Raw genomic sequence first — 20,179 nt, 5'->3', positions numbered from 1 at the left:
GAGCCGACACGCCTTTTCGCCCGCAAAGGAATACGCGCCGATGACCGTGCAATCCCCGCCCTCGCCCCTGCACCCGGCCAGCACCGTGACCAGCAGCCCTGGCACAGCCTTCCGCGAACCCGCCGCCGATGGCTTTATCCTCGGTGGTTTCACCTGGCGCCATGCCGAACCGGACCCCGCGCGTGCGGCGGTGATCATCAATGCCGCCACCTCCGTGCGTTGTCGGCACTATTCGCGGTTCGCCGATTACCTGTTCAGCCATGGCTTCGACGTCATCACCTACGACTACCGCGGCATCGGCGAGTCGCGGCCGGCCTCGATGCGCAAGCTGAAGGCGTCCTGGTCGGACTGGGGCAGCCTGGACTTCGAAGCCATGCTGCAACGCGCGCAGCGGGAATTCCCCGGCCAGCCCATCGACGTGGTCGGACACAGCTTCGGCGGCTGCGCGGCGGGGCTGGGCGCATCCGGGCAGTTGATCCGCCGCGTGGTGACGGTGGGCGCGCAGTTCGCCTACTGGCGCGACTACGCCCCGGCGAGCCGCTGGCGCATGCTGGGCAAATGGCATGTTGTGATGCCGCTGCTGACGGCGATTTACGGCTACTTCCCCGGCAAGCGCCTGGGCTGGCTGGAGGACACCCCCGCCGGCGTGGTGCGCGACTGGGCCACGCCCACCGCGCACTATCAACGGCGGCCCAGCGGGCGCCACCTGGCGCGCCGGGACCCGGCGCTGCCCTTCGCCCGGGTCAAGGCGCAGCTGCTGGCCATCAGCATCAGCGACGACCCTTACGGCACCGTGCCGGCCATCGAGCGCCTGCTGGGCTACTTCACCGCCAGCCAGCGCAGCCATTGGCGCATCGAACCCGAGGACATCAGCGAGCGGGAAGTCGGGCACTTCGCGTTTTTCCGCAGCCATTACCAGGACCGCCTGTGGCCGATCGCCCTGGCCTGGCTGCAACACGCCGCGTTGCCCAGCGACACCCCGGGACGCCTGATCAGCGGTAGCCGTTGAGCGTGCCAGGCAGCGCATTTACTGGCATCCTCTGCCGCCTGAAAGCCAGGCCGGACACTGTATCCATCCCTGGCCCCCTCTTTGCGCAAAAGGTACGACGCCCATGGCATCTGCGAACAAGCAACACAAAAGAGCCCAGCGGGCGAAAACCAAGGCCAAGCAGAACCGCACCCAGCGCAACGCCGCGCCAGTGGAACTGGACCCGAACGACGACCGCATCGACTTCGAATCGGTGGACCTGACCGAGCTGTTCAAGAAGATGATCGACGCCGAGAAGACCAGCCAGCAGGCGATGTGCGCGGCGTTCCTGGAAGACCCGCTACTGGAGATCGTCTACGAGCAGGAAGGCGAGGAAGGCGCCATGGACTTCATCCTCGCCGCCCTGATCGAGTACCGCCAGTGGTCCACCGAGACCGACGAGGCCGGCGCCCTGGCCTGGATCGAAAGCCCGGAGTTCCAGGCCGCCTACCTGGCCGCGTCGGAAGCCCTGATGCAGAAATAAGCTTCAACACAATCTGTAGCCGCTGGCGCAGCCTGCGGCTACAGCGCGCCTTGCATGGCCCTCACTGCTGCGTCGAATGTTCAATCGTCATCGCGGGCAAGCCTCGCTCCTACGGATCACCTTCATCTGTAGGAGCGAGGCTTGCCCGCGAAAGCGTCGGTACAGGCCATAAAAAAAGGCCGCTGTCTGCACTGACAGCGGCCTTTTTCGTTACCGGGAAAAACTCAGGCGCGGCTCAATACACCGGCTGCCTGCTTCTCCAGCTTGCGCCGACGCGCAACCAGCAGGCCCACCGCGATCACGACGATGCTCAGCAGGCCGGTGGCGACGATCTCCATACGGTGCCCTTCCTGGAACAGCATGATGGTCAGCACCCCGACGATGAACACGATCACCGCGTAGGTCAGGCCCGGGAACAGCCACATGCGGAAGGCGATCTTCTCGCCGGCCGCCGTGCGTTTCTGGCGCATGCGCAGCTGCGATACCGCGATCACCAGGTACACCAGCAAGGCAATGGCGCCGGAACTGGCCAACAGGAAATTGAACACCGCGGCGGGTGCCACGTAGTTGGCGAATACCGCGAGGAAGGCGGCGGCGGTGGACAGGATCACCGCCCAGTAAGGCGTGCCGCTAGTGTTGGTGCGCTTGGCCGCAGCCGGGGCGTCGCCGCGCTTGCCCAGGGAGAACAGCATGCGCGAGGCGGTGTAGAGCGCCGAGTTCAGGCAACTGGTCACCGCCACCAGCACCACCAGATCGACGATCAGCTTGGCGTTGGGGATGCCCATGCGGTCGAGCACGGTCTGGTAGGAACCGACCTGGGCCAGGCTCGGGTCATTCCATGGCACCAGGGCCACGACGATGAAGATCGACACCAGGTAGAACAGGCCGATCCGCCAGATCACCGAGTTGGTGGCCTTGCTGATTTGCTGGCCCGGGTTCTTCGATTCGGCGGCGGCGATGGTGACGATCTCGGTACCCATGAACGAGAACATGGTGGTCAGCATGGCGGCGAGTACCGCGCCCATGCCGTTGGGCAAAAAGCCCTGGGTATCGAACAAGTGCGAGACGCCGCTGACATTGCTGGTCGGCAGCAGGCCGAAGATCGCCAGCAGGCCGAGCACCACGAAGCCGATGATCGCCACGACCTTGATCAGGGCGAACCAGAACTCGAACTCACCGTAGTTCTTCACGCTGAACAGGTTGGTCGCGGTCAGCAGCAAGGTAATGACCAGGGTAAAGGCCCAGATCGCTATATCAGGGAACCAGGCATGCAGGATGGTCGCGGCGGCGTTGGCCTCCAGCGGAATCACCAGCACCCAGAACCACCAGTACAGCCAGCCGATGGTGAAACCGGCCCAGTGGCCGATGGCACGGTCGGCATAAGTCGAGAAGGAACCCGTGTCCGGCGAGGCGACGGCCATTTCGGCCAGCATGCGCATCACCAGCACCACCAGGGTGCCCGCGGCCGCATAGGCCAGCAGCACGGCAGGGCCGGCTTCGGCGATGGCGTGGCCGGAACCGACGAACAGCCCGGCGCCGATTACCCCGGCGATCGACAGCATGGTGACATGCCGCGGTTTGAGCCCCTGTTCGAGGTCATTGGAGGTCTGCGTACTGCTCATTGAAACTACCTTTGCGAAGAAAGCGAAAGCGTCCACCCGGTCTGGATATTCTTTCTCGTAAAAAGAATCCAACAGGGCGTTCTTTATTTCTTACGCAAGATTTGCGCCAAAATGTTACAGGCTCCCAGCCGGCGCGGCCTGCGAAGGCGACCGGCGGATGAGCGCAAGTCCTTGAGATTAATGGCCTTGCGCCAGAACGTTACCGCACCACCCATTTGTAGAACGAAGCAGCGCACCAGAAACACACACAAAAAGTGTGCGACGCACAAATAGAGGGCGGATACGCAACCTTTGGCCGTTTTACCCTTCCAACACCTGGCCAAAGCTGGCACCATCGCGCCTTTTTTTACGCGACACCCGCTGGGAACAGGGTTCAAACGGGCGTTCGGTTGTTGACGGGGCGACAGTCTGCTGTGCCGATGCGACAACCTGTCACACGCCGTCTGCTTACACCCTGAAGCGCTGTTGGCTGTCATTCGAACGCTATGCTAGGTTGGCGCCTCGCCAGAAAAGCCGCTACCAGCAGGAGCGCAATGAACTCATGAGGACCGCACATGGCTGAGGCCACGCCCGCGCTTGAAATCCGCAACTTGCACAAACGGTACGGCTCGCTGGAGGTACTCAAGGGTGTCTCGCTGACCGCACGCGACGGCGATGTGATCTCGATCCTGGGTTCCTCCGGTTCCGGCAAGTCCACCTTCCTGCGTTGCATCAACCTCCTGGAAAACCCGCACCAGGGCCAGATCCTGGTGGCCGGTGAAGAACTCAAGCTCAAGGCCGCCAAGAACGGCGAACTGGTTGCCGCCGACGGCAAGCAGATCAACCGCCTGCGCAGCGAAATCGGCTTCGTGTTCCAGAACTTCAACCTCTGGCCGCACATGAGCGTGCTCGACAACATCATCGAGGCGCCGCGCCGGGTGCTCGGCCAGAGCAAGGCCGAAGCCATCGAAGTGGCCGAAGCGCTGCTGGCCAAGGTCGGCATCGCCGACAAGCGCCACGCCTACCCGGCCCAGCTCTCCGGCGGCCAGCAGCAACGCGCCGCCATCGCCCGCACCCTGGCGATGCAGCCCAAAGTCATCCTGTTCGACGAGCCGACCTCGGCACTGGACCCGGAAATGGTCCAGGAAGTGCTCAACGTGATCCGCGCCCTGGCCGAAGAAGGCCGGACCATGCTGCTGGTCACCCACGAAATGGGCTTTGCCCGTCAGGTCTCCAGTGAAGTGGTGTTCCTGCACCAGGGCCTGGTGGAAGAGCAAGGATCGCCACAGCAGGTGTTCGAGAACCCGCTTTCGGCACGCTGCAAACAATTCATGTCCAGCAACCGCTAACGGAGCAACACGCATGCAGAGCTATAAGAAATTCCTCCTGGCCGCTGCCGCCACTCTGGTGTTCTCGGCCAATACGATGGCCGCCGACAAACTGAAGATGGGCATCGAAGCGGCCTACCCGCCGTTCAACAACAAGGATGCCAGCGGCCAGGTCGTTGGTTTCGACAAAGACGTCGGCGACGCCCTGTGCGCCAAGATGAAAGTCGAGTGCGAAGTGGTCACCTCCGACTGGGACGGCATCATCCCGGCCCTGAACGCGAAGAAGTTCGACTTCCTGATCTCCTCGATGTCGATCACCGACGAGCGCAAGCAGGCGGTGGACTTCACCGACCCGTACTACTCCAACAAGCTGCAGTTCATCGCGCCTAAAGACAAGACCGACTTCAAGACCGACAAGGCTTCCCTCAAGGGCAAGATCATCGGTGCGCAGCGCGCCACCCTGGCCGGTACCTGGCTGGAAGACAACCTGGGCGACGACATCACCATCAAGCTCTACGACACCCAGGAAAACGCCTTCCTCGACCTGACGTCCGGCCGCCTGGACGCGATCCTGGCCGACAAGTACGTCAACTACGAGTGGCTCAAAAGCGAAGCGGGCAAGCCTTACGAGTTCAAGGGTGACCCGGTTGAAGAAAGCGACAAGATCGGCATCGCCGTGCGCAAGAACGATCCGATCCGCGAGAAGCTCAACGCCGCCTTGAAGGAAATCGTGGCCGACGGCACCTACAAGAAGATCAACGACAAGTACTTCCCGTTCAGCATCTACTGATACTGACTGGCCTGCCCGGCGCCCTTCCCCCAGGGCGCCGGTCCTTAGCAAAGCCTGCCGCGACTTGAATAACCATCCATGAATATCGATCTCTACGGATTCGGCCCGGCGCTCGCCGCTGGCGCGCTGATGACCGTCAAGCTGGCTCTTTCGGCGCTGTGCCTGGGGCTGGTGCTCGGCCTGCTCGGCGCCTTGGCCAAGACTTCCCCGTACAAGCCGCTGCAATGGCTTGGCGGCACCTATTCGACCCTGGTGCGCGGCGTTCCCGAGCTGCTCTGGGTGCTGCTGATCTACTTCGGCACCGTCAACATGATGAGAGCACTAGGTGAATACTTCGGTTACCCCGAACTGGCGCTGAGCCCTTTCGTTGCAGGGGTGGTCGCCCTCGGCCTGTGCTTCGGCGCCTACGCCACCGAAGTGTTCCGTGGCGCGATCCTCGCCATCCCCAAGGGTCATCGTGAGGCCGGCGTGGCCCTGGGCCTGTCGAAATGGCGGATCTTCACCAGGCTGATCATGCCGCAGATGTGGCGCATCGCCCTGCCGGGCCTGGGCAACCTGTTCATGATCCTGATGAAGGACACCGCGCTGGTGTCGGTGATCGGCCTGGAAGAAATCATGCGCCAAGCGCAGAACGCCGTGAACTTCGCTAAGCACCCGTTCACCTTCTTCATGGTTGCGGCCATCATTTACCTAGGCCTGACGATACTCGCCATGACAGTTATGCACTTCCTGGAAAAACGCGCCGCCCGCGGCTTTGTGAGGACGACGTAATGGAATGGGAAGTCATCTACAAGTGGCTGCCGAAGTTCATCCAGGGCGCCACCCTGACCCTGGAACTGGTGGGCATTGCGGTAGCCCTCGGCCTGCTTCTGGCCATCCCCCTGGGCATCGCACGTTCTTCCAAGCTCTGGTATGTCCGCGCCCTGCCTTATGCCTACATCTTCTTCTTTCGTGGCACCCCGCTACTGGTGCAACTGTTCCTGGTCTACTACGGCCTGGCGCAGTTCGACACCGTACGCAACAGCTTCATGTGGACTTACCTGCGCGATCCGTTCTGGTGCGCCACCGCCACCATGACCTTGCACACCGCCGCCTATATCGCCGAGATCCTGCGCGGGGCGATCCAGGCCATCCCGCCGGGCGAGATCGAAGCGGCGCGGGCGCTGGGCATGTCCAAGCCCAAGGCGCTGTTCTATATCATCCTGCCGCGCGCGGCGCGCATCGGCCTGCCGGCCTACAGCAACGAAGTGATCCTGATGCTCAAGGCCAGTTCCCTGGCCAGCACCGTGACCCTGCTGGAACTGACCGGCATGGCCCGCACCATCATTGCCCGGAACTACTTGACGGTGGATATGTTTTTCACCGCCGGGGTGTTCTACCTGCTGATGTCCTATGTGCTGGTGCAAGGCTTCAAGCTGCTGGAACGCTGGCTGCGCGTCGAGCAGTGCCAAGGCCGCTGAACTGCTTCTGTAGGAGCGAGGCTTGCCCGCGATAAACGATAACGCGGTGTACCAGATAACCCGCGACGCTCTCATCGCGGGCAAGCCTCGCTCCTACGGCCCCTATCCTGAGCAGCCCAGCATGCCCTCCATCCTCCAAGGCCCCGAACTCCTCAGCCGCTTCCAGGCCCTGGACCGCTTCCTGCTGGAGCATCAACCGCTCTGGCGCCCACGCCCCTTCACCGAGCCGCAGCTGCCCTGGGAAGCCCGACACCGCGAACTCGCCCAGTGGCTGCGCCAGCGCAGCCTGGACGATGCCGAGGCGAGCCATAACCACCCAGAACGGCTCGATGCTCCCGCGCCCTTCCCCGATCTGGCGCGGATCGCCGCCGCGCTCGGCGCGGTGGCCGAGCTGCCGACGCACGAGGTGCCAGCCGCCCGCCAACGCCTAAACGTCGATGTGCCCGGGCGCAAATGGCAGCAGATCGAAGCCTTCGCCGCCTGCCTGGAGTTCACCCAGGCCCCCGGCCACTGGCTGGACTGGTGTTCGGGCAAGGGCCACCTCGGCCGCCGCCTGCTGCAACCCGGGCAACGGCTGACCTGCCTGGAATACGACCCGGCGCTGGTCGCCAGCGGCCGGCAACTGAGCGAACATCATCGGCTAGCGGTCAGCCACCTGCAGCAGGACGTACTCGCCGCCGACGCCGCTACCCGCCTGAGCGCCGAACACACGCCGGTGGCCCTGCACGCCTGTGGCGACCTGCATGTACGCCTGATGCAACTGGCCAGCGAACGCGGCTGCCGCCAGCTGGCTATCGCGCCCTGCTGCTACAACCGCATCAGCCATGCCGAGTACCAGCCGCTCTCCGGCCCGGCCAAGGGCTCGGCGCTGCAACTGTCCCTCGACGACCTGGGCCTGCCCCTGAGCGAGACCGTCACCGCCGGCGCCCGGGTGCGCCGCCAACGCGACAGCTCCATGGCCCGCCGCCTGGCCTTCGACCTGCTGCAACGGCGGCTGCGCGGGATCGACGAATACCTGCCCACCCCGTCGCTGCCCGCCAGCTGGCTGGACAAACCCTTCGCCGACTACTGCCGCGACCTGGCGGCCCTCAAGGACTTACCCACAGTCGGTTCGCAGGACTGGCCGGCGCTGGAAGCCGCCGGCTGGCAGCGCCTGGCCCAGGTGCGCAACCTGGAGCTGCTGCGCGGCCTGTTTCGCCGGCCCTTGGAGCTGTGGCTGGTGCTCGATCGCGGGCTGTTTTTGCAGGAACAGGGTTACCGCGTGCAACTGGGCCTGTTCTGCCCGGCACCGCTCACCCCACGCAACCTGATGCTGCTGGCGGAGCGTGGATAAGTTGGATCCATCATCCTATCCAGCCTGTGGATAACTCTGTTGATGAAATCCCGTCAAAGCCGCTGAAAGCGCCTGCTACAGCCTCAATACAGAGCTGGTCATTTTTTGTTCATAAAAATAAATCAGCGAAAAAACAGCCAGTTGCGGCGAGTTGAGAACGGATCCACAAAATCAGCGAAAACAGCCGCGCGACAGCCATCGATTGTGCATAAGCGTCAATGCCAAAGGACATAACAGCCGAAAACCGGCACCACAGGCGCGGCAAATTGCGCCGGTCGGCGACGCTTGTTATACAGACGCAGGCGCTCGCGGGCGCGTCCGATCCAGAACCTTTGTGATTAACGGGAAAAGACAGTGACGTTCATTTCTTATGCACAAAATTTCGAAGACATCCGCCTGTGGCGCGCGCTCAAACACGTTGAAAACGGCTTCTACATCGACGTCGGCGCCAACCACCCCACTGCCGACTCGGTGACCCGCGCCTTCTACGATCGCGGCTGGCGCGGCATCAACGTCGAACCAGTGCCGAGCTATTACCACGCCCTGTGCCAGGAGCGGCCCAGGGACACCAACCTGCAATGCGCTGCCGGCGATAACGCCGAGGCCCTGACCTTCTACGCCATCGCCGACACCGGCCTGTCCACCCTCGACCCCGCCATCGCCCAGCAACACAAGGACGCCGGCATGCAGGTGCAGACCCAGATTGTCAGCTCACGCACCCTGAGCGATATCTGCGAGGCCCACGTCGGCGGCCCCATCCACTTCCTCAAGATCGACGTCGAAGGCCACGAAGAAACCGTGCTGCGCAGCATGGACTTCAACCGCTGGCGGCCGTGGATCCTGCTGATCGAAACCCCATGGAACCGCGACCAGGCCTGGGAAACCCTGGTCACTGGCGCGGGCTACCACCCGGTGGTGTTCGACGGCATCAACACCTTCTACCTGGCCGAAGAACACCTGAACCTCAAGGGCGCCTTCGACATCCCGCCGTGCAACCTCGACGAGTTCCAGTTCAACCCCGGCCACCGCTTCGTCGCCCCCGCCACCGACCTGGAACAGGCCCTGATCGCCGAACGCCAACGCGCCGACCGCGCCGAAGCTGCACTCCACGCCCTGCGCAACAGCCGCTCATGGCGCGCCCTCGAAAAACTCAAGAAAGTACTGGTCCGCGGCTAGAGCCCGGCACAAAGCAAAAATAGTCAGATTTCAGGGGTTTACAGAACCCCGCCAATCGCTATAATCGTCGCCCACACGCCGGTATAGCTCAGTTGGTAGAGCAACTGACTTGTAATCAGTAGGTCCCGGGTTCGACTCCTGGTGCCGGCACCATACAAAACAAAGCCCCGCAATGCGGGGCTTTGTTGTTTCTGGCTGTTGTAAACGCCACTTAGTTCGCCTTAGTTGTCCACATTGTGCCCAGGCTGGCGAAAACGGTCCCAGGCGCTGGGCGTGCTCAAGCGGTGTCGGGCCGACCCGCGAGCCTGGTGGCCGACATGGACAGCCAACTGGCCGTTCATCCCCCATGCCAGGCAACGCCGCTGCCTTCACTGCGGCGCCAGCCAAGGCCAACGTGCTGGGGGGGGAAGATAAAGCCCCTCCCCTTTAAAAATTGAGCCTGAGCACTGTCCGCCAGAGGTTTTTAATCGGCGAGGTACAGTGCTTGTCCCAATTGCGCTGCCACCATTCATCCTCGTTTTTCACTTCGGTCTCGATGTCGCTACCCGCCAATGTTGCTGGCTGCTGACGGAACAGCATCGGAAAGGCGCAGTGCTGCTTTATGCGCTTCTTGAAAATCACGTCAACGGGCGTGCCGTTGTACGGGGTGTTCGCCAGGATCTGACAACCCTCACGAGACAGGATATAGGCGTGCAGCGCAACGACGCGGCCCCGGGCAATAAAGGGGAACCAGGTTAGCCAAGTCCTGCCCATGCTGTACCCCAGGTGCAGCACTTCAAATTGCCGAGTACGGATGAATTTGTTGATCCAGCGGATGGGGGTCGCCTTCAGCTCATACGGTGCAACGTCGTCTTCAAAGATCAACACCCGGTCAAGCCCGCGCTCGAGCGCAATCCGTGCCAGGTCCTGGTGCGACTCATAGCAGCCACGGACAGGGTCGGCGTGCCGCTCCACGACATGGAACACCACCGGGTTTCGGATCAGGCTTTTTACCGAGGCCCGGAACAGCTCTCGCCGGTCTGTTCGCTCTTTCAACGAAATGCAGTAGACCGCATCCACGTCGAACATGATTTTCCCGCCCGAGCCCTCAATCCTTTCTGACACCAACTCACTCCCACAAAAACGAAGAAGGCGCGGAGTTGAGCCGCGCCTGTTGCGGCAATTATGTCAAAACGATGGCGGGGATTTTTCTGAACTTATTACGAGTTAATTCCAACAAGGGCAGCATCATAAATGTTGCACGATGGCTTCACCGAAACAGCGAGGGATGCAGATGAAGTACAGCGAGTTTCGGCGATGGTTGAAAGACCAAGGCGAGGAGTTCCAACCCGGCAAGGGCAGCCACTTCACCCTGCAGGAACGCGGTCGGCGGATCTCTATCACCGTCGAGGCTGCATAAGCATCTGGTAAGCAACGACCAGCCCCCCACTGCTCTATCGGGCAGTGGGGGCTTTTTCATGCATGCGGGCACCGCCCTGAAAAATCCGAGCGCAGAGAAAAAAACCTGCCAAAAAAACACTTATCCCCCTCCCGCCGACGGGCTCTGCGTCCATTTTTTGTGCAAACCGGCAGGGTAGTGCAAACCAGGCCCCAGCCCAGGCGTGCTGTGGCGTCCTGGACGGGGTGACAATTCTGAAAGCCCCGACCCGCCTGGGCGAAAAGCTGAAAAACATGAGAAGACCGCAGTTTTCAAAATCGGAACGACTCCAGAAAAAACAACAGTCGCCTTCATCCATTATCGTTGCTTTCCAAGATCAATTTTTTCGAACATCCCATTCGATATTTTCTCATATTCACAGAAGCCAATTAGATCGATCATGCGCCACGACTCACGCAGATGCAGGTGCAACAGTGGGATGGATAACTAACCTGATTGCCTATTTAACAGGCCGTCAGTCAGCTCAAGACACACCTCAAGAGGAAGTACGCATGGCTAAGGTATTGGTTCTTTATCATTCGATGTACGGTCATATTGAAACAATGGCCCAGAGCGTGTCGGAAGGTGCCCGGAGCGTTCCCGGGGTTGAAGTCACCCTCAAACGCGTACCCGAGACCATGGACCCGGAAGCCTTCAAGGCCGCCCATGGCAAAGTGGATCAGAGCGCTCCGGTTGCCACGCCAAACGAGCTCGGCGACTACGACGCAATCATCCTGGGTACTCCGACCCGCTTCGGCAATATGTCCGGCCAGATGCGCAACTTCCTCGACCAGACCGGCGGGCTGTGGGCCAAGGGCGGCCTGGTTGGCAAGCTCGCCAGTGTATTCACCTCGACAGGTACCGGCGGCGGCCAGGAGATGACCATTACCTCCACGTGGACCACCCTGGCTCACCACGGCATGATCATTGTGCCCATCGGTTACAGCTCGCCAGCCTTGTTCGATACGTCCAGTGTCGGCGGTGGCACGCCTTATGGCGCATCCACCATTGCCGGTGGTGACGGCTCGCGCCAGCCTGATGCCCGTGAACTGGAGATCGCCCGTCATCAAGGCCAGTACGTGGCCCAGCTGGCGGTCAAGCTGAGTAAGTAGTGGCTGCCTTAAATCGCCAGGTCTGCGCCGAGACAGAAACTGCATAGTGCTCGATCCGCAATCAGCAGGTCTGGATACAAAACAAAACCCTCGCAGCAATGCGAGGGCTTTGTTATTTCTGCCAGGTATATATTGTTTTTCGCGACTATTGAGTTATCCACGCCTGCCTCTCATACAAAACATAATCGTGGCTCCGCTCGCACATCGGTCCGACTATCCGGGAGCGGACAACTGATCTTGCGGTGCAAGTAAGCCGGCATCTAAAAAGTGCAATCAGCCCCCGGTCGCCTGCCATCACTCGCCCGATTACCCACGCAGATACAGAATCCGAACAGAAGGATTCACCCCCCCCTCAGATTGCCGTATATCCCCGTAGCCCCCGGCCAGCAAGGCGTTGACAGGGGCGGTGCTATACTTTTTTAGCTAGCGACAAGCGTGCGTTGTTATCCAGGGCGGCAGGAAAACGCTCTGGAGTTTCAGATAACGACTGCAGAAAAAATGGGGGCCTCTGCGACGATGAAGTAGGAGGTGACTCATGAACCGACACTTTTACATCAGCGATAATCTCGACGAGCTGGAAACCGTTGAAAGCGAGCTGGAAGCCAGCGGCATCAGTACCGAGCAGATTCATGTGCTCAGCGACCGGGATGCGGATGTGGAACAGCATCACCTGCATGATGTGAACTCACTCATGAAGCAGGATGTCGTTCACTCCGGCGAGATTGGCGCGGTCATTGGCATACCACTCGCGGCATTGGTACTGCTCGGAGCTTATCTGGCAGGTTGGACCGAGTCCGCGGCAGGCTGGGTGCCGTTCATCTTCCTGGCGATCGTGATCCTGGGCTTCTGTATCTGGGAAGGCGGCTTCTTCGGTATCCAGGTGCCCAATGCCCACTTCAGCAATTTGAAAAAGACGGTAAGGGACGGCGAGCACATTTTCTTCGTGGACGTCGAACCCGCTCAGGAGCCAATCCTGGATCAGGTCATCAGCCACCACCCACAACTGCAGGTCGCCGGGACCGGCGCAGCAGCGCCTCACTGGATAGTGGCCTGGCTGCAGAAATGGCATCAGTTCAAGCGCACGATATAGGACGCTGCGGCGCTTGAACGCCGGAGGCGGAAGCCGGTCATTGCCCGAGGAAAATCCCCCGGGTGGAAAACACGTAATCCGCCTCGGCGGCCATCAGGCCAACCAGCACCAGCAGGCACAACGGCGGGACGAGGATCGCGTAGACCATCGCCAGGCGCTCCCAGGCCATGTGCATGAAGATGGAAACGATCAGGCCGGCCTTCAACAACATGAGGACCAGGATCAGCGACCACCTGAAGTAGCCCTGGAAGTGAAAGTAGTCGACCAGGTAGGACAGGGTACTGAGTACGAACAACAGCCCCCAGATCTTCAGGTACAGGCTCAGTGGATGCTGTTGACCTTGTGCATGTGCCATCGCCGATACTCCTCTGCGGGCTCACCATAAGTAGAAGAAAGCGAAGATAAATACCCACACCAGATCCACGAAGTGCCAGTACAACCCGGCGATCTCGACGATCTGGTAGTTGCCGGAGCGCTCGTAGTCCCCGCGCAATACCTTGAAGGCGACGATGCACAGGTAGATGACGCCAACCGATACATGCAGCCCGTGGAAACCGGTAATCATGAAAAAGCTGGCGCCGAATTGCGCCGCGCCCATGGGGTTCGACCAGGGGCGTACGCCTTCGGCGATGAGCTTGCTCCACTCGAACGCCTGCATGCTGACGAAGGTCGCACCGAAGGCCGCAGTCGCCAGCATCAGGGCCGCGCATTTGCCGCGTACACGGCGATAGGCGAAGTTCACGGCCATGGCCATGGTGCCGCTGCTGCTGATCAGCACGAAGGTCATGATGGCGATCAGAATCAGGGGGATTTCAACGCCGCCGATGGTCAGGGCGAACACTTCGCTGGGGTTCGGCCAGGGGACGGTGGCACTGATGCGCACCGACATGTAGCCGGTCAGGAAGCAGGTGAAGATGAAGGTGTCGCTGAGCAGGAAGATCCACATCATCGCCTTGCCCCAGGGCACCCGCTTGAACACATCCTGATCCGAGGCCCAGTCGGTGGCGATGCTCTTCCACCCCGCTACCAGCGTATCGGGTGGGGGCGGGACGGGATCTTCCGGAGCTGTTGCTGAGGGCAATGCCATGGCTTCACCTCAGGCCGCAGAATGCGGCGATGGCTTGATAGGTTTCCGACGTGCTGGTCAGCAGGAAGAAGAGGACGATCCACAGCCCCAGCAGGTAGTGCCAGTAGATGGCACAGAGCTCCACGCTGGGCGCCAGTTGCGACAGCGGAACCCGGCGCAGGAACCTGGCGCCGACTCTGCCCCAGGCCACCAGGCCTCCCAGCAGGTGCAACCCGTGTACGCCGGTCAGCAGATAGAAAAAGCTGTTGGCCGGGTTGGCGGAGACGAAATAGCCCCAGTCGACGAACTGCTTCCAGACCCAGAGTTGCCCCCCGAGAAAGGCGATCGCGAAGACACCGCCCAGGGCGAAGCCGAGGGTGGCCCCGTTCAACGCATCCCGCCGGGCGGCCATTCGCGCCCACTGCAGGCTGACACTGCCCAGCACCAGCAGGAGCGTGTTCAGCCAGAGTTGCCGGGCACTGGCCAGCGGCGCCAGGGGCTCGGTCAGAGGCTGCCAGTCCGCCATTTGCGAACGCGCGATGAAGGCCAGCAGGAACAGCAGGAACAGCGAGGTCACCACCACCAGGAACATGCGCAGGCCCACTTTTGCGGCTTTCTCCCTGTCCAGGCCTGCCGGTCCCCGAGAGTGGTCGGGGGGCTGGCTCCAACGGCCACCGGCGCCGGCGCTTTCGGTGTTTTTCAATAGCGGCCCGTTCATGGTCTTTCGCCCGCGATCCTGGCTTCTGCGCTGTTCTGCCTCATCTGCTCCAGCTCCTGGGCCGAAACCGTCTGTGGCACGAAGTCCTGCTCTATCCCGGGCACGCTGTAGTCATAGGCCCAACGGTGCACCACCGGCAGCTCCGGCCCCCAGTTGCCATGTACGGGCGGGGTGTCCGGCGTCTGCCATTCCAGGCTGGCCGCCCCCCATGGGTTCGGGCCCGCCGGCTTGCCTTTGAAGGCACTCCAGGCCAGGTTGAAAAGGAACAGCAGCTGGCATACCCCGACCGTCAGCGCGACAACGGTGATGAACGCATTCAACTGCTGCGCCGATTGCGGGATGAAGTCGTAGTTCTGCCAGGCGTAATAGCGCCGAGGCATGCCCAACAGCCCCAGGTAGTGCATGGGGAAGTAGATGCAGTAAGTACCCAGGAAAGTTATCCAGAAATGCAGCTTGCCCAGGGTGTCGTTCATCAGGCGCCCGGTGATCTTCGGAAACCAATGGTAGATGGCGCCAAATATCACCAGGATCGGCGCGACCCCCATGACCATATGGAAGTGGGCCACCACGAAGTAGGTGTCCGACAGCGGGATATCCACAATCACGTTGCCGAGAAACAACCCGGTGAGGCCACCGACCAGGAAGGTGACGATAAAGGCCAGGGCGAACAGCATCGGCACCGTCAGGTGGATGTCGCCATGCCACAGGGTCAGCACCCAGTTGTAGACTTTCAGCGCGGTCGGCACGGCGATGATCAAGGTGGTGGCGGCGAAAAAGAAGCCGAAGTACGGGTTCATCCCGCTGACGTACATGTGGTGCGCCCAGACCACGAAGCTCAACACGCCGATGGCAATGATGGCCCAGACCATCATGCGGTAACCGAAGATGTTCTTGCGCGCATGGGTGCTGATCAGGTCGGAGACCAGGCCGAACGCCGGCAGGGCGACGATGTAGACCTCCGGATGGCCGAAGAACCAGAACAGATGCTGGAACAGGATCGGGCTGCCCCCCTGATGCGCGAGCTGCTGCCCCATGGAGATCACCGCCGGCATGAAGAAGCTTGTGCCCAGCAGCCTGTCGAACAGCATCATCACCGCGCTGACGAACAAGGCCGGAAAGGCCAGCAGGGCCAGGATCGAGGCCATGAAGATGCCCCAGACGGACAGCGGCATGCGAAACAGCGTCATGCCGCGCGTACGTGCCTGCAGCACCGTGGTCACGTAGTTCAGCCCGCCCATGGTGGCGGCGACGATGAAGATCGCCAGCGATACCAGCATCAACACGATGCCCCATTCGGTCCCCGGGGTGCCCTGGGTGATGGATTGCGGTGGATAGAGTGTCCAGCCCGCCCCGGTGGGCCCGCCCGGGACGAAGAAGCTGGAAAGCAGCACCAGGACCGAGAGCAGGTAGAACCAGAAGCTCAGCATGTTGACGTAGGGGAAGACCATGTCCCGGGCGCCAATCATCAGCGGAATCAGATAGTTGCCGAAGCCGCCCAGGAACAGGGCCGTCAGCAGGTAGATGACCATAATCATGCCGTGCAGGGTCATCGCCTGGTAATAGGTGCTGGCATCCATGAACTCGAGACTGCCGGGAAAGCCGATCTGCATGCGCATCAGGCCGGACAGTACCAGGGCGACGAGCCCCACGGAGATTGCCGTCAAGGAATACTGGATGGCGATGACCTTGTGGTCCTGGCTCCAGATATAGCGCGTGAAGAAGCTCTTCGGTTCGTGCAGGACTTCTGTTTCTGCATGCTCGACATAAGCCATCAGGTCATCCTCCGCTAAGTTTCGGAGCATTTCCGGCTAGTTACGGCGACTTGCCCGATTCCACCTTGCCGGCATCCGCGTCGACAGCAGCTTTCGACTTGATGAAGGCGATCAGGGCGTCCAGTTCCTTGTCATTGGGGGTAAAGGTCGGCATCACCGCGGCGTAACCCTTGACGATCGCAGCGCCGGGTTGGCGCACGGAATCCTTCAGGTAGCCCTCATCGACCTTGATCTGAGAACCATCGGCCAGGGTTTCCGTCTTGCCGTACAAGCCCTGCCAGCCCGGGCCGATACCCTGGCTGCCATCGACACTGTGGCAAGCCAGGCAACCCAGCGATTCGGCCAGCCGCTGTCCCTGCGCCGCCAGCTCATTCTGTGCGTCTGCAGGGCCTTGTTCTTTCTGCCCCACGGCACTCAGCGACTTGATGAAAGCCACCACGGCGGCCAGTTCATCCTGACTGAAAGTATAGGCCACCATGACCGGCGGATAGCCCTGGACCAGCCTGGCCTGCGGCTCGAGAATCGACTCCTTGAGGTAGGCTTCGTCGACCTGGACGCTGCTGCCATCGGCCAACTGTTCCGAGCGGCCGTACAGGTCCTTCCAGCCCGGGCCCAGGCTGGTGCTGCCGTCCTGGCTATGGCAGGCGCGACAGCCATGGCTTTCCACCAGTTGGCGGCCTTTTTCCAGCAGGCTGTCCCTGCTCGGCGTGGCGACGTTCGTCAGCGTCTGGGCAAAGGTCGGCTGGCTGGCGAACCATTGGTCGAAAGCGCCCTGCTCCTCGACGACCAGATGGCCGCGCATGTTGAAATGCCCCACGCCACAGTATTCGGCGCACAGCACTTCGAACTTGCCGAGCCGGGTCGGGGTGAACCAGAAGTGGGACACCATGCCCGGCACCATATCCATCTTCGCGCGCATCTGCGGAATGTAGAAATCGTGCAGCACATCTTTTGCCCGCAGCAGGACTTTTACCGGTCGATCGATGGGCAGGCGCACTTCATTGTTCATGATCAGCACATCGTCCTGCCCAGCAGGGTCATTGCGATCAAGACCGAAGGGATTGCCGGGATCGATCCATTTGACATCCGCCTTGCCGAGTTTTCCGTCACGCCCGGGAAAGCGAAACGCCCACTGCCACTGCTGGGCAATCACTTCGAGCTGGGTGGCCTCTTGCGGCACCTGGACGAAATCGTTGTAGACCACCAGGCCGGGCGCGAGCATGCCGATGATGCCCAATGAAGTGAGGATGACCAGCCACCCTTCCAGCTTCCGGCTTTCCGGCTGGTAGTGCGCCCGGGCACCTTCGCGATGACGGAAGCGAATCACGGCGATGGCCATGAACAGCGTGATGGCGATGAAAAAGATTCCGGTGATAACCAGGGTGATCAGCAGCGTGGTGTCTATCGACCCCCAGTTGGAGGCAGCCGGCGTCATGTGCCAGGGAGCAAGCAGGTGAAACAGCACCGAAGCGACAACGACTAGAACCAGGATGATTGCTATCGCCATTTTCTCGTCTTCCTGTGCCGGTTGTTCTGTGGCCATGCAAACGCAACGTCGCCCAACCGCAGCGCCACACCGATGCCTAACCCTCCTCCCAAGCCTGCTGGAACATTGCCTCTATCCCCGGGGCAAATCTTCTGAAAAGTATAGTGCGCCCCGCCGGACCTGCGCCGCCGGGCCCCGACACGACACAAGGCCAGGAGGTTGTGGCATTACCACGTCCCTTTCCCCTGATGGCCATCCCCAACACCTGCCAAGCATGCTCAAATAGCCCCCCGCATTTGTTACCCGCCACACCCGATCCGGAGCCGAACATGAAAAACACCGCCGCCCTGACCTTGGCCCTGATGCTTAGCCTGCTGTCGCTCCATGCCCAGGCAGAAGCGGTGGGCGATGCCGAGGCCGGTGGCAAGCTGTTCAAGCGCATCTGCGGTGGCTGCCACAATATCGGGCCTTCGGTGCGCAGCTCTTTCGGGCCGCAGCTCAATGGCATTTTCGGGCGCACTGCAGGGAGCGTGGCGGACTATCACTACTCCGACGCGATGAAGTCCTCCGGCATCGTCTGGACCCGCGACAAGCTGGTGGCTTATCTGGAAGATCCAAAGGCCGTGGTGCCCGGTACACGGATGATCTTCTGGGGGCTGAGCGATCAGGAGAAGATCGATAATCTGCTGGCTTATCTGCAGAGCTTTCAGGCGCAACAGCCCTGAGTGACCTGACAAATCAAAGCGGCCCAAAATCCTCGACGGGCGCTTCGCGCCCGATCGCAGCCCGGCGGCAGCGGCTACAGGGAGCCGCGGTGCTGGACGGGGCAACGCCCACAAAAAAGCCCCGAACCAGTCGGGGCTTTTTCTATGGCCGGCCCAGTATCAGGCCGCGATCAGGCGTTTATCAGAACACGTTGATCGGGTAGTCGACGAACACACGCAGTTCGTTACCGCTGTCGTTGTAGCCGGCGGATTTCTGCGATACGCGCAGGATCGAGCTGCGTACCTTGACGCTCAGGTCCTTGGCCGGGCCGCTCTGGACCACGTACTTGAACTGGTTGAAGATTTCGCGCTCGGTGCCGCCGGTGGTGGTGGCGCCCTCACTGTTGGTGGCGGTGATGTTGTCACCACGCACATAGGCCAGGTTGTAGGTCAGGCCCGGTACGCCGAAGGCGCCGAAGTCCAGGCCGTAGCCCAGCTGCCAGCTGCGTTCGTCTTCGGCGTTGAAGTCGGACCAGTAGGAGTTCGCCAGGTAGATGGTGTTGCCGCCATCGCCCACACGGTGCTGCTCTTTCTGGTAGCCGCCGTAGGCGTAGCCCAGGTTGCTGTCGCCGGTGCTGCGCTGGTGCGCCAGGGTGAACGAGTGCGGGCCGGTGGCGTAGGTGGCTGCCAGGCTCCAGATCTTGTTGTCCTGGCCGCCTGCTTTTTTGAACTCAGCGTAGGACTTGTCCAGCTTGGTACGGTAGCCGTTGAAGTCGAAAGTCAGGGACTGGTCGGTAGCCAGCGGGAACACGTAGTTCAAGTTCACGTACTGCTTCTTCAGCACGTCTTCGACGTCGGAAGCGTACAGCGAGCCCTTGAACTGTTCGGTGAACTGGTAGCTGCCGCCCAATACGTTGATCGACTTCAGGCCACCGCTGTCACGGCCTTCGGCGCTCTTGCGCGACTCGGCGGTGAAACGACCGGCGTTCAGCTCCAGGCCCTTGATCTCTTTGGAGGTGATCAGGGTACCGGTGTAGCTTTCCGGCAGCAGACGCCCATTGTCGTAGCTCAGCACCGGCAGGGCCGGCATCTGGTCACCGTAGGTCAGGACGGTGTTGGACAGGCGGAATTTGACCGCGGCGCCGGCTTTGGCCAGGTCGCCTGCCGGGCTCTTGTTGCCGCCTTCGCTTGGCTTGAAGAAGTCAATGCCCTGGCCGCCGCTGTGGCTGCCTTTATCCAGGCGCAGGCCGTACAGGCCGAAGGCATCGACGCCCACGCCGACGGTGCCTTGGGTGAAGCCCGACGAGAAGGTACCGATGGCCGCTTGACCCCACTCGCGCTGGTCATCGTTACCGTTTTTCTTGTCGCGATTGATGTAGGCGTTGCGCAGCAGGATTTTCAGGCTGCTGTCTTCGACAAAACCCTTGGACTCAGCCTGGTCGTTAGCCATAACTTGAGTACTGCTCAGAATCCCCAGTGCGATCAGACCGATCCGCTTGTTCAACATTTTATTTTCCTTATTACGGGTTGATGACGCGCTGTGGTGCTCCTTGGAAACGGCGCTTAAGCACTCTTTTTTCAGGCCAGAACAAAAAGACCCACCCACGAAAAATCG

The 20,179-nt window shown here is 61.3% G+C and carries 19 protein-coding genes and 1 tRNA gene; 12 read left to right on the top strand and 8 right to left on the bottom strand.

Annotation, left to right across the window (positions count from 1 at the left end):
- Window positions 1-40 precede the first annotated feature (40 nt).
- Window positions 41-1,009 carry an alpha/beta hydrolase family protein gene (locus C4K27_RS01750; RefSeq protein ID WP_053259303.1) on the top strand — a complete coding sequence of 323 codons (969 nt, stop codon included), beginning with the start codon at window positions 41-43 and terminating at the stop codon, window positions 1,007-1,009.
- A 103-nt stretch (window positions 1,010-1,112) separates the two neighbouring features.
- A complete protein-coding gene (locus C4K27_RS01745; protein ID WP_009046516.1) occupies window positions 1,113-1,511 on the top strand; it encodes a hypothetical protein in 399 nt (132 codons plus the stop codon).
- Between the two features lie 224 nt (window positions 1,512-1,735).
- Here the strand turns inward: C4K27_RS01745 and gabP are convergent, their stop codons facing one another.
- Entirely contained in the window at window positions 1,736-3,133 is a 1,398-nt protein-coding gene (gene gabP, locus C4K27_RS01740; protein ID WP_053259302.1) for a GABA permease, read from the bottom strand.
- Between the two features lie 554 nt (window positions 3,134-3,687).
- Here gabP and C4K27_RS01735 point away from each other — a divergent pair.
- The 7 genes from C4K27_RS01735 to C4K27_RS01705 all read left to right on the top strand — a co-directional run bounded on the left by C4K27_RS01735 (window position 3,688) and on the right by C4K27_RS01705 (window position 9,352).
- Window positions 3,688-4,461: an ABC transporter ATP-binding protein gene (locus C4K27_RS01735; RefSeq protein ID WP_007922616.1), complete on the top strand. Its 774-nt coding sequence runs from the start codon at window positions 3,688-3,690 to the stop codon at window positions 4,459-4,461.
- Between the two features lie 13 nt (window positions 4,462-4,474).
- Window positions 4,475-5,230, top strand: coding sequence for an ABC transporter substrate-binding protein (locus C4K27_RS01730; protein WP_053259301.1), 756 nt, complete (start codon window positions 4,475-4,477; stop codon window positions 5,228-5,230).
- A gap of 78 nt (window positions 5,231-5,308) precedes the next feature.
- Window positions 5,309-6,001 carry an ABC transporter permease gene (locus tag C4K27_RS01725; protein WP_053259300.1) on the top strand — a complete coding sequence of 231 codons (693 nt, stop codon included), beginning with the start codon at window positions 5,309-5,311 and terminating at the stop codon, window positions 5,999-6,001.
- A complete protein-coding gene (locus tag C4K27_RS01720; protein ID WP_053259299.1) occupies window positions 6,001-6,690 on the top strand; it encodes an ABC transporter permease in 690 nt (229 codons plus the stop codon). The genes C4K27_RS01725 and C4K27_RS01720 overlap by 1 nt, the downstream gene beginning before the upstream one ends.
- 121 nt (window positions 6,691-6,811) lie before the next feature.
- Window positions 6,812-8,023, top strand: coding sequence for a methyltransferase (locus C4K27_RS01715; protein WP_053259298.1), 1,212 nt, complete (start codon window positions 6,812-6,814; stop codon window positions 8,021-8,023).
- Window positions 8,024-8,377: 354 nt separating this feature from the next.
- Complete coding sequence (locus C4K27_RS01710) at window positions 8,378-9,199, top strand: FkbM family methyltransferase (protein ID WP_053259297.1); 822 nt, start codon at window positions 8,378-8,380, stop codon at window positions 9,197-9,199.
- A 77-nt stretch (window positions 9,200-9,276) separates the two neighbouring features.
- A tRNA-Thr gene (locus tag C4K27_RS01705) sits at window positions 9,277-9,352 on the top strand.
- A gap of 273 nt (window positions 9,353-9,625) precedes the next feature.
- Here the strand turns inward: C4K27_RS01705 and C4K27_RS01700 are convergent.
- Entirely contained in the window at window positions 9,626-10,267 is a 642-nt protein-coding gene (locus tag C4K27_RS01700) for a glycosyltransferase family 25 protein (protein ID WP_053259296.1), read from the bottom strand.
- A gap of 861 nt (window positions 10,268-11,128) precedes the next feature.
- Here C4K27_RS01700 and wrbA point away from each other — a divergent pair.
- Window positions 11,129-11,728 (top strand): NAD(P)H:quinone oxidoreductase, encoded by a 600-nt coding sequence (wrbA, locus tag C4K27_RS01695; protein WP_053259295.1) that lies wholly within the window; start codon window positions 11,129-11,131, stop codon window positions 11,726-11,728.
- A gap of 535 nt (window positions 11,729-12,263) precedes the next feature.
- Window positions 12,264-12,818 carry a hypothetical protein gene (locus C4K27_RS01690; protein ID WP_053259294.1) on the top strand — a complete coding sequence of 185 codons (555 nt, stop codon included), beginning with the start codon at window positions 12,264-12,266 and terminating at the stop codon, window positions 12,816-12,818.
- A gap of 37 nt (window positions 12,819-12,855) precedes the next feature.
- On the opposite strand, the gene C4K27_RS01685 is transcribed toward C4K27_RS01690, so the two are convergent.
- Genes C4K27_RS01685 through C4K27_RS01665 form a run of 5 tightly spaced genes read right to left on the bottom strand, consistent with a single transcriptional unit; the run spans window position 12,856 to window position 17,881 of the window.
- Window positions 12,856-13,173, bottom strand: coding sequence for a cytochrome C oxidase subunit IV family protein (locus C4K27_RS01685; protein ID WP_007922565.1), 318 nt, complete (start codon window positions 13,171-13,173; stop codon window positions 12,856-12,858).
- A 21-nt stretch (window positions 13,174-13,194) separates the two neighbouring features.
- On the bottom strand, window positions 13,195-13,905 hold the full coding sequence (locus C4K27_RS01680; RefSeq protein WP_053259293.1) for a heme-copper oxidase subunit III family protein: 711 nt from the start codon (window positions 13,903-13,905) through the stop codon (window positions 13,195-13,197).
- Between the two features lie 4 nt (window positions 13,906-13,909).
- On the bottom strand, window positions 13,910-14,602 hold the full coding sequence (locus C4K27_RS01675) for a cytochrome c oxidase subunit 3 (RefSeq protein WP_053259292.1): 693 nt from the start codon (window positions 14,600-14,602) through the stop codon (window positions 13,910-13,912).
- The gene (gene ctaD / locus C4K27_RS01670) at window positions 14,599-16,374 is read right to left on the bottom strand and encodes a cytochrome c oxidase subunit I (protein ID WP_053259291.1); all 1,776 of its coding nucleotides are present in this window, start codon (window positions 16,372-16,374) and stop codon (window positions 14,599-14,601) included. Before ctaD ends, C4K27_RS01675 begins: the two co-directional genes overlap by 4 nt.
- A 40-nt stretch (window positions 16,375-16,414) precedes the next feature.
- Window positions 16,415-17,881 (bottom strand): cytochrome c oxidase subunit II, encoded by a 1,467-nt coding sequence (locus tag C4K27_RS01665; RefSeq protein WP_053259290.1) that lies wholly within the window; start codon window positions 17,879-17,881, stop codon window positions 16,415-16,417.
- 308 nt (window positions 17,882-18,189) lie between these two features.
- Between C4K27_RS01665 and C4K27_RS01660 the strand changes: the two genes are divergently transcribed.
- Window positions 18,190-18,585: a c-type cytochrome gene (locus C4K27_RS01660; protein ID WP_053259289.1), complete on the top strand. Its 396-nt coding sequence runs from the start codon at window positions 18,190-18,192 to the stop codon at window positions 18,583-18,585.
- A 181-nt stretch (window positions 18,586-18,766) separates the two neighbouring features.
- Here C4K27_RS01660 and C4K27_RS01655 read toward each other — a convergent pair whose 3' ends face one another.
- Window positions 18,767-20,071, bottom strand: a complete 1,305-nt coding sequence (locus C4K27_RS01655; protein ID WP_053259288.1) for an OprD family porin — start codon at window positions 20,069-20,071, stop codon at window positions 18,767-18,769.
- Between the last annotated feature and the right edge of the window lie 108 nt (window positions 20,072-20,179).

This window comes from Pseudomonas chlororaphis subsp. chlororaphis, assembly GCF_003945765.1.
GTDB classification, from domain to species: Bacteria; Pseudomonadota; Gammaproteobacteria; order Pseudomonadales; family Pseudomonadaceae; genus Aquipseudomonas; species Aquipseudomonas chlororaphis.
The sequence above is the reverse complement of the archived record's forward strand: the minus strand, read 5'-3'. Positions and strand labels throughout refer to the sequence as shown.

Bases quoted from the DNA above. Each gene is read 5' to 3' on its own strand.
- gabP (WP_053259302.1), bottom strand. From the start codon at position 3,133: ATGAGCAGTACGCAGACCTCCAATGACCTCGAACAGGGGCTCAAACCG.
- C4K27_RS01720 (WP_053259299.1), top strand. From the start codon at position 6,001: ATGGAATGGGAAGTCATCTACAAGTGGCTGCCGAAGTTCATCCAGGGC.
- C4K27_RS01665 (WP_053259290.1), bottom strand. From the start codon at position 17,881: ATGGCGATAGCAATCATCCTGGTTCTAGTCGTTGTCGCTTCGGTGCTG.
- C4K27_RS01750 (WP_053259303.1), top strand. From the start codon at position 41: ATGACCGTGCAATCCCCGCCCTCGCCCCTGCACCCGGCCAGCACCGTG.
- C4K27_RS01685 (WP_007922565.1), bottom strand. From the start codon at position 13,173: ATGGCACATGCACAAGGTCAACAGCATCCACTGAGCCTGTACCTGAAG.
- C4K27_RS01715 (WP_053259298.1), top strand. From the start codon at position 6,812: ATGCCCTCCATCCTCCAAGGCCCCGAACTCCTCAGCCGCTTCCAGGCC.
- C4K27_RS01725 (WP_053259300.1), top strand. From the start codon at position 5,309: ATGAATATCGATCTCTACGGATTCGGCCCGGCGCTCGCCGCTGGCGCG.
- C4K27_RS01745 (WP_009046516.1), top strand. From the start codon at position 1,113: ATGGCATCTGCGAACAAGCAACACAAAAGAGCCCAGCGGGCGAAAACC.
- C4K27_RS01655 (WP_053259288.1), bottom strand. From the start codon at position 20,071: ATGTTGAACAAGCGGATCGGTCTGATCGCACTGGGGATTCTGAGCAGT.
- C4K27_RS01700 (WP_053259296.1), bottom strand. From the start codon at position 10,267: ATGTTCGACGTGGATGCGGTCTACTGCATTTCGTTGAAAGAGCGAACA.
- C4K27_RS01730 (WP_053259301.1), top strand. From the start codon at position 4,475: ATGCAGAGCTATAAGAAATTCCTCCTGGCCGCTGCCGCCACTCTGGTG.
- C4K27_RS01735 (WP_007922616.1), top strand. From the start codon at position 3,688: ATGGCTGAGGCCACGCCCGCGCTTGAAATCCGCAACTTGCACAAACGG.
- C4K27_RS01690 (WP_053259294.1), top strand. From the start codon at position 12,264: ATGAACCGACACTTTTACATCAGCGATAATCTCGACGAGCTGGAAACC.
- C4K27_RS01680 (WP_053259293.1), bottom strand. From the start codon at position 13,905: ATGGCATTGCCCTCAGCAACAGCTCCGGAAGATCCCGTCCCGCCCCCA.
- C4K27_RS01660 (WP_053259289.1), top strand. From the start codon at position 18,190: ATGAAAAACACCGCCGCCCTGACCTTGGCCCTGATGCTTAGCCTGCTG.
- wrbA (WP_053259295.1), top strand. From the start codon at position 11,129: ATGGCTAAGGTATTGGTTCTTTATCATTCGATGTACGGTCATATTGAA.
- C4K27_RS01675 (WP_053259292.1), bottom strand. From the start codon at position 14,602: ATGAACGGGCCGCTATTGAAAAACACCGAAAGCGCCGGCGCCGGTGGC.
- ctaD (WP_053259291.1), bottom strand. From the start codon at position 16,374: ATGGCTTATGTCGAGCATGCAGAAACAGAAGTCCTGCACGAACCGAAG.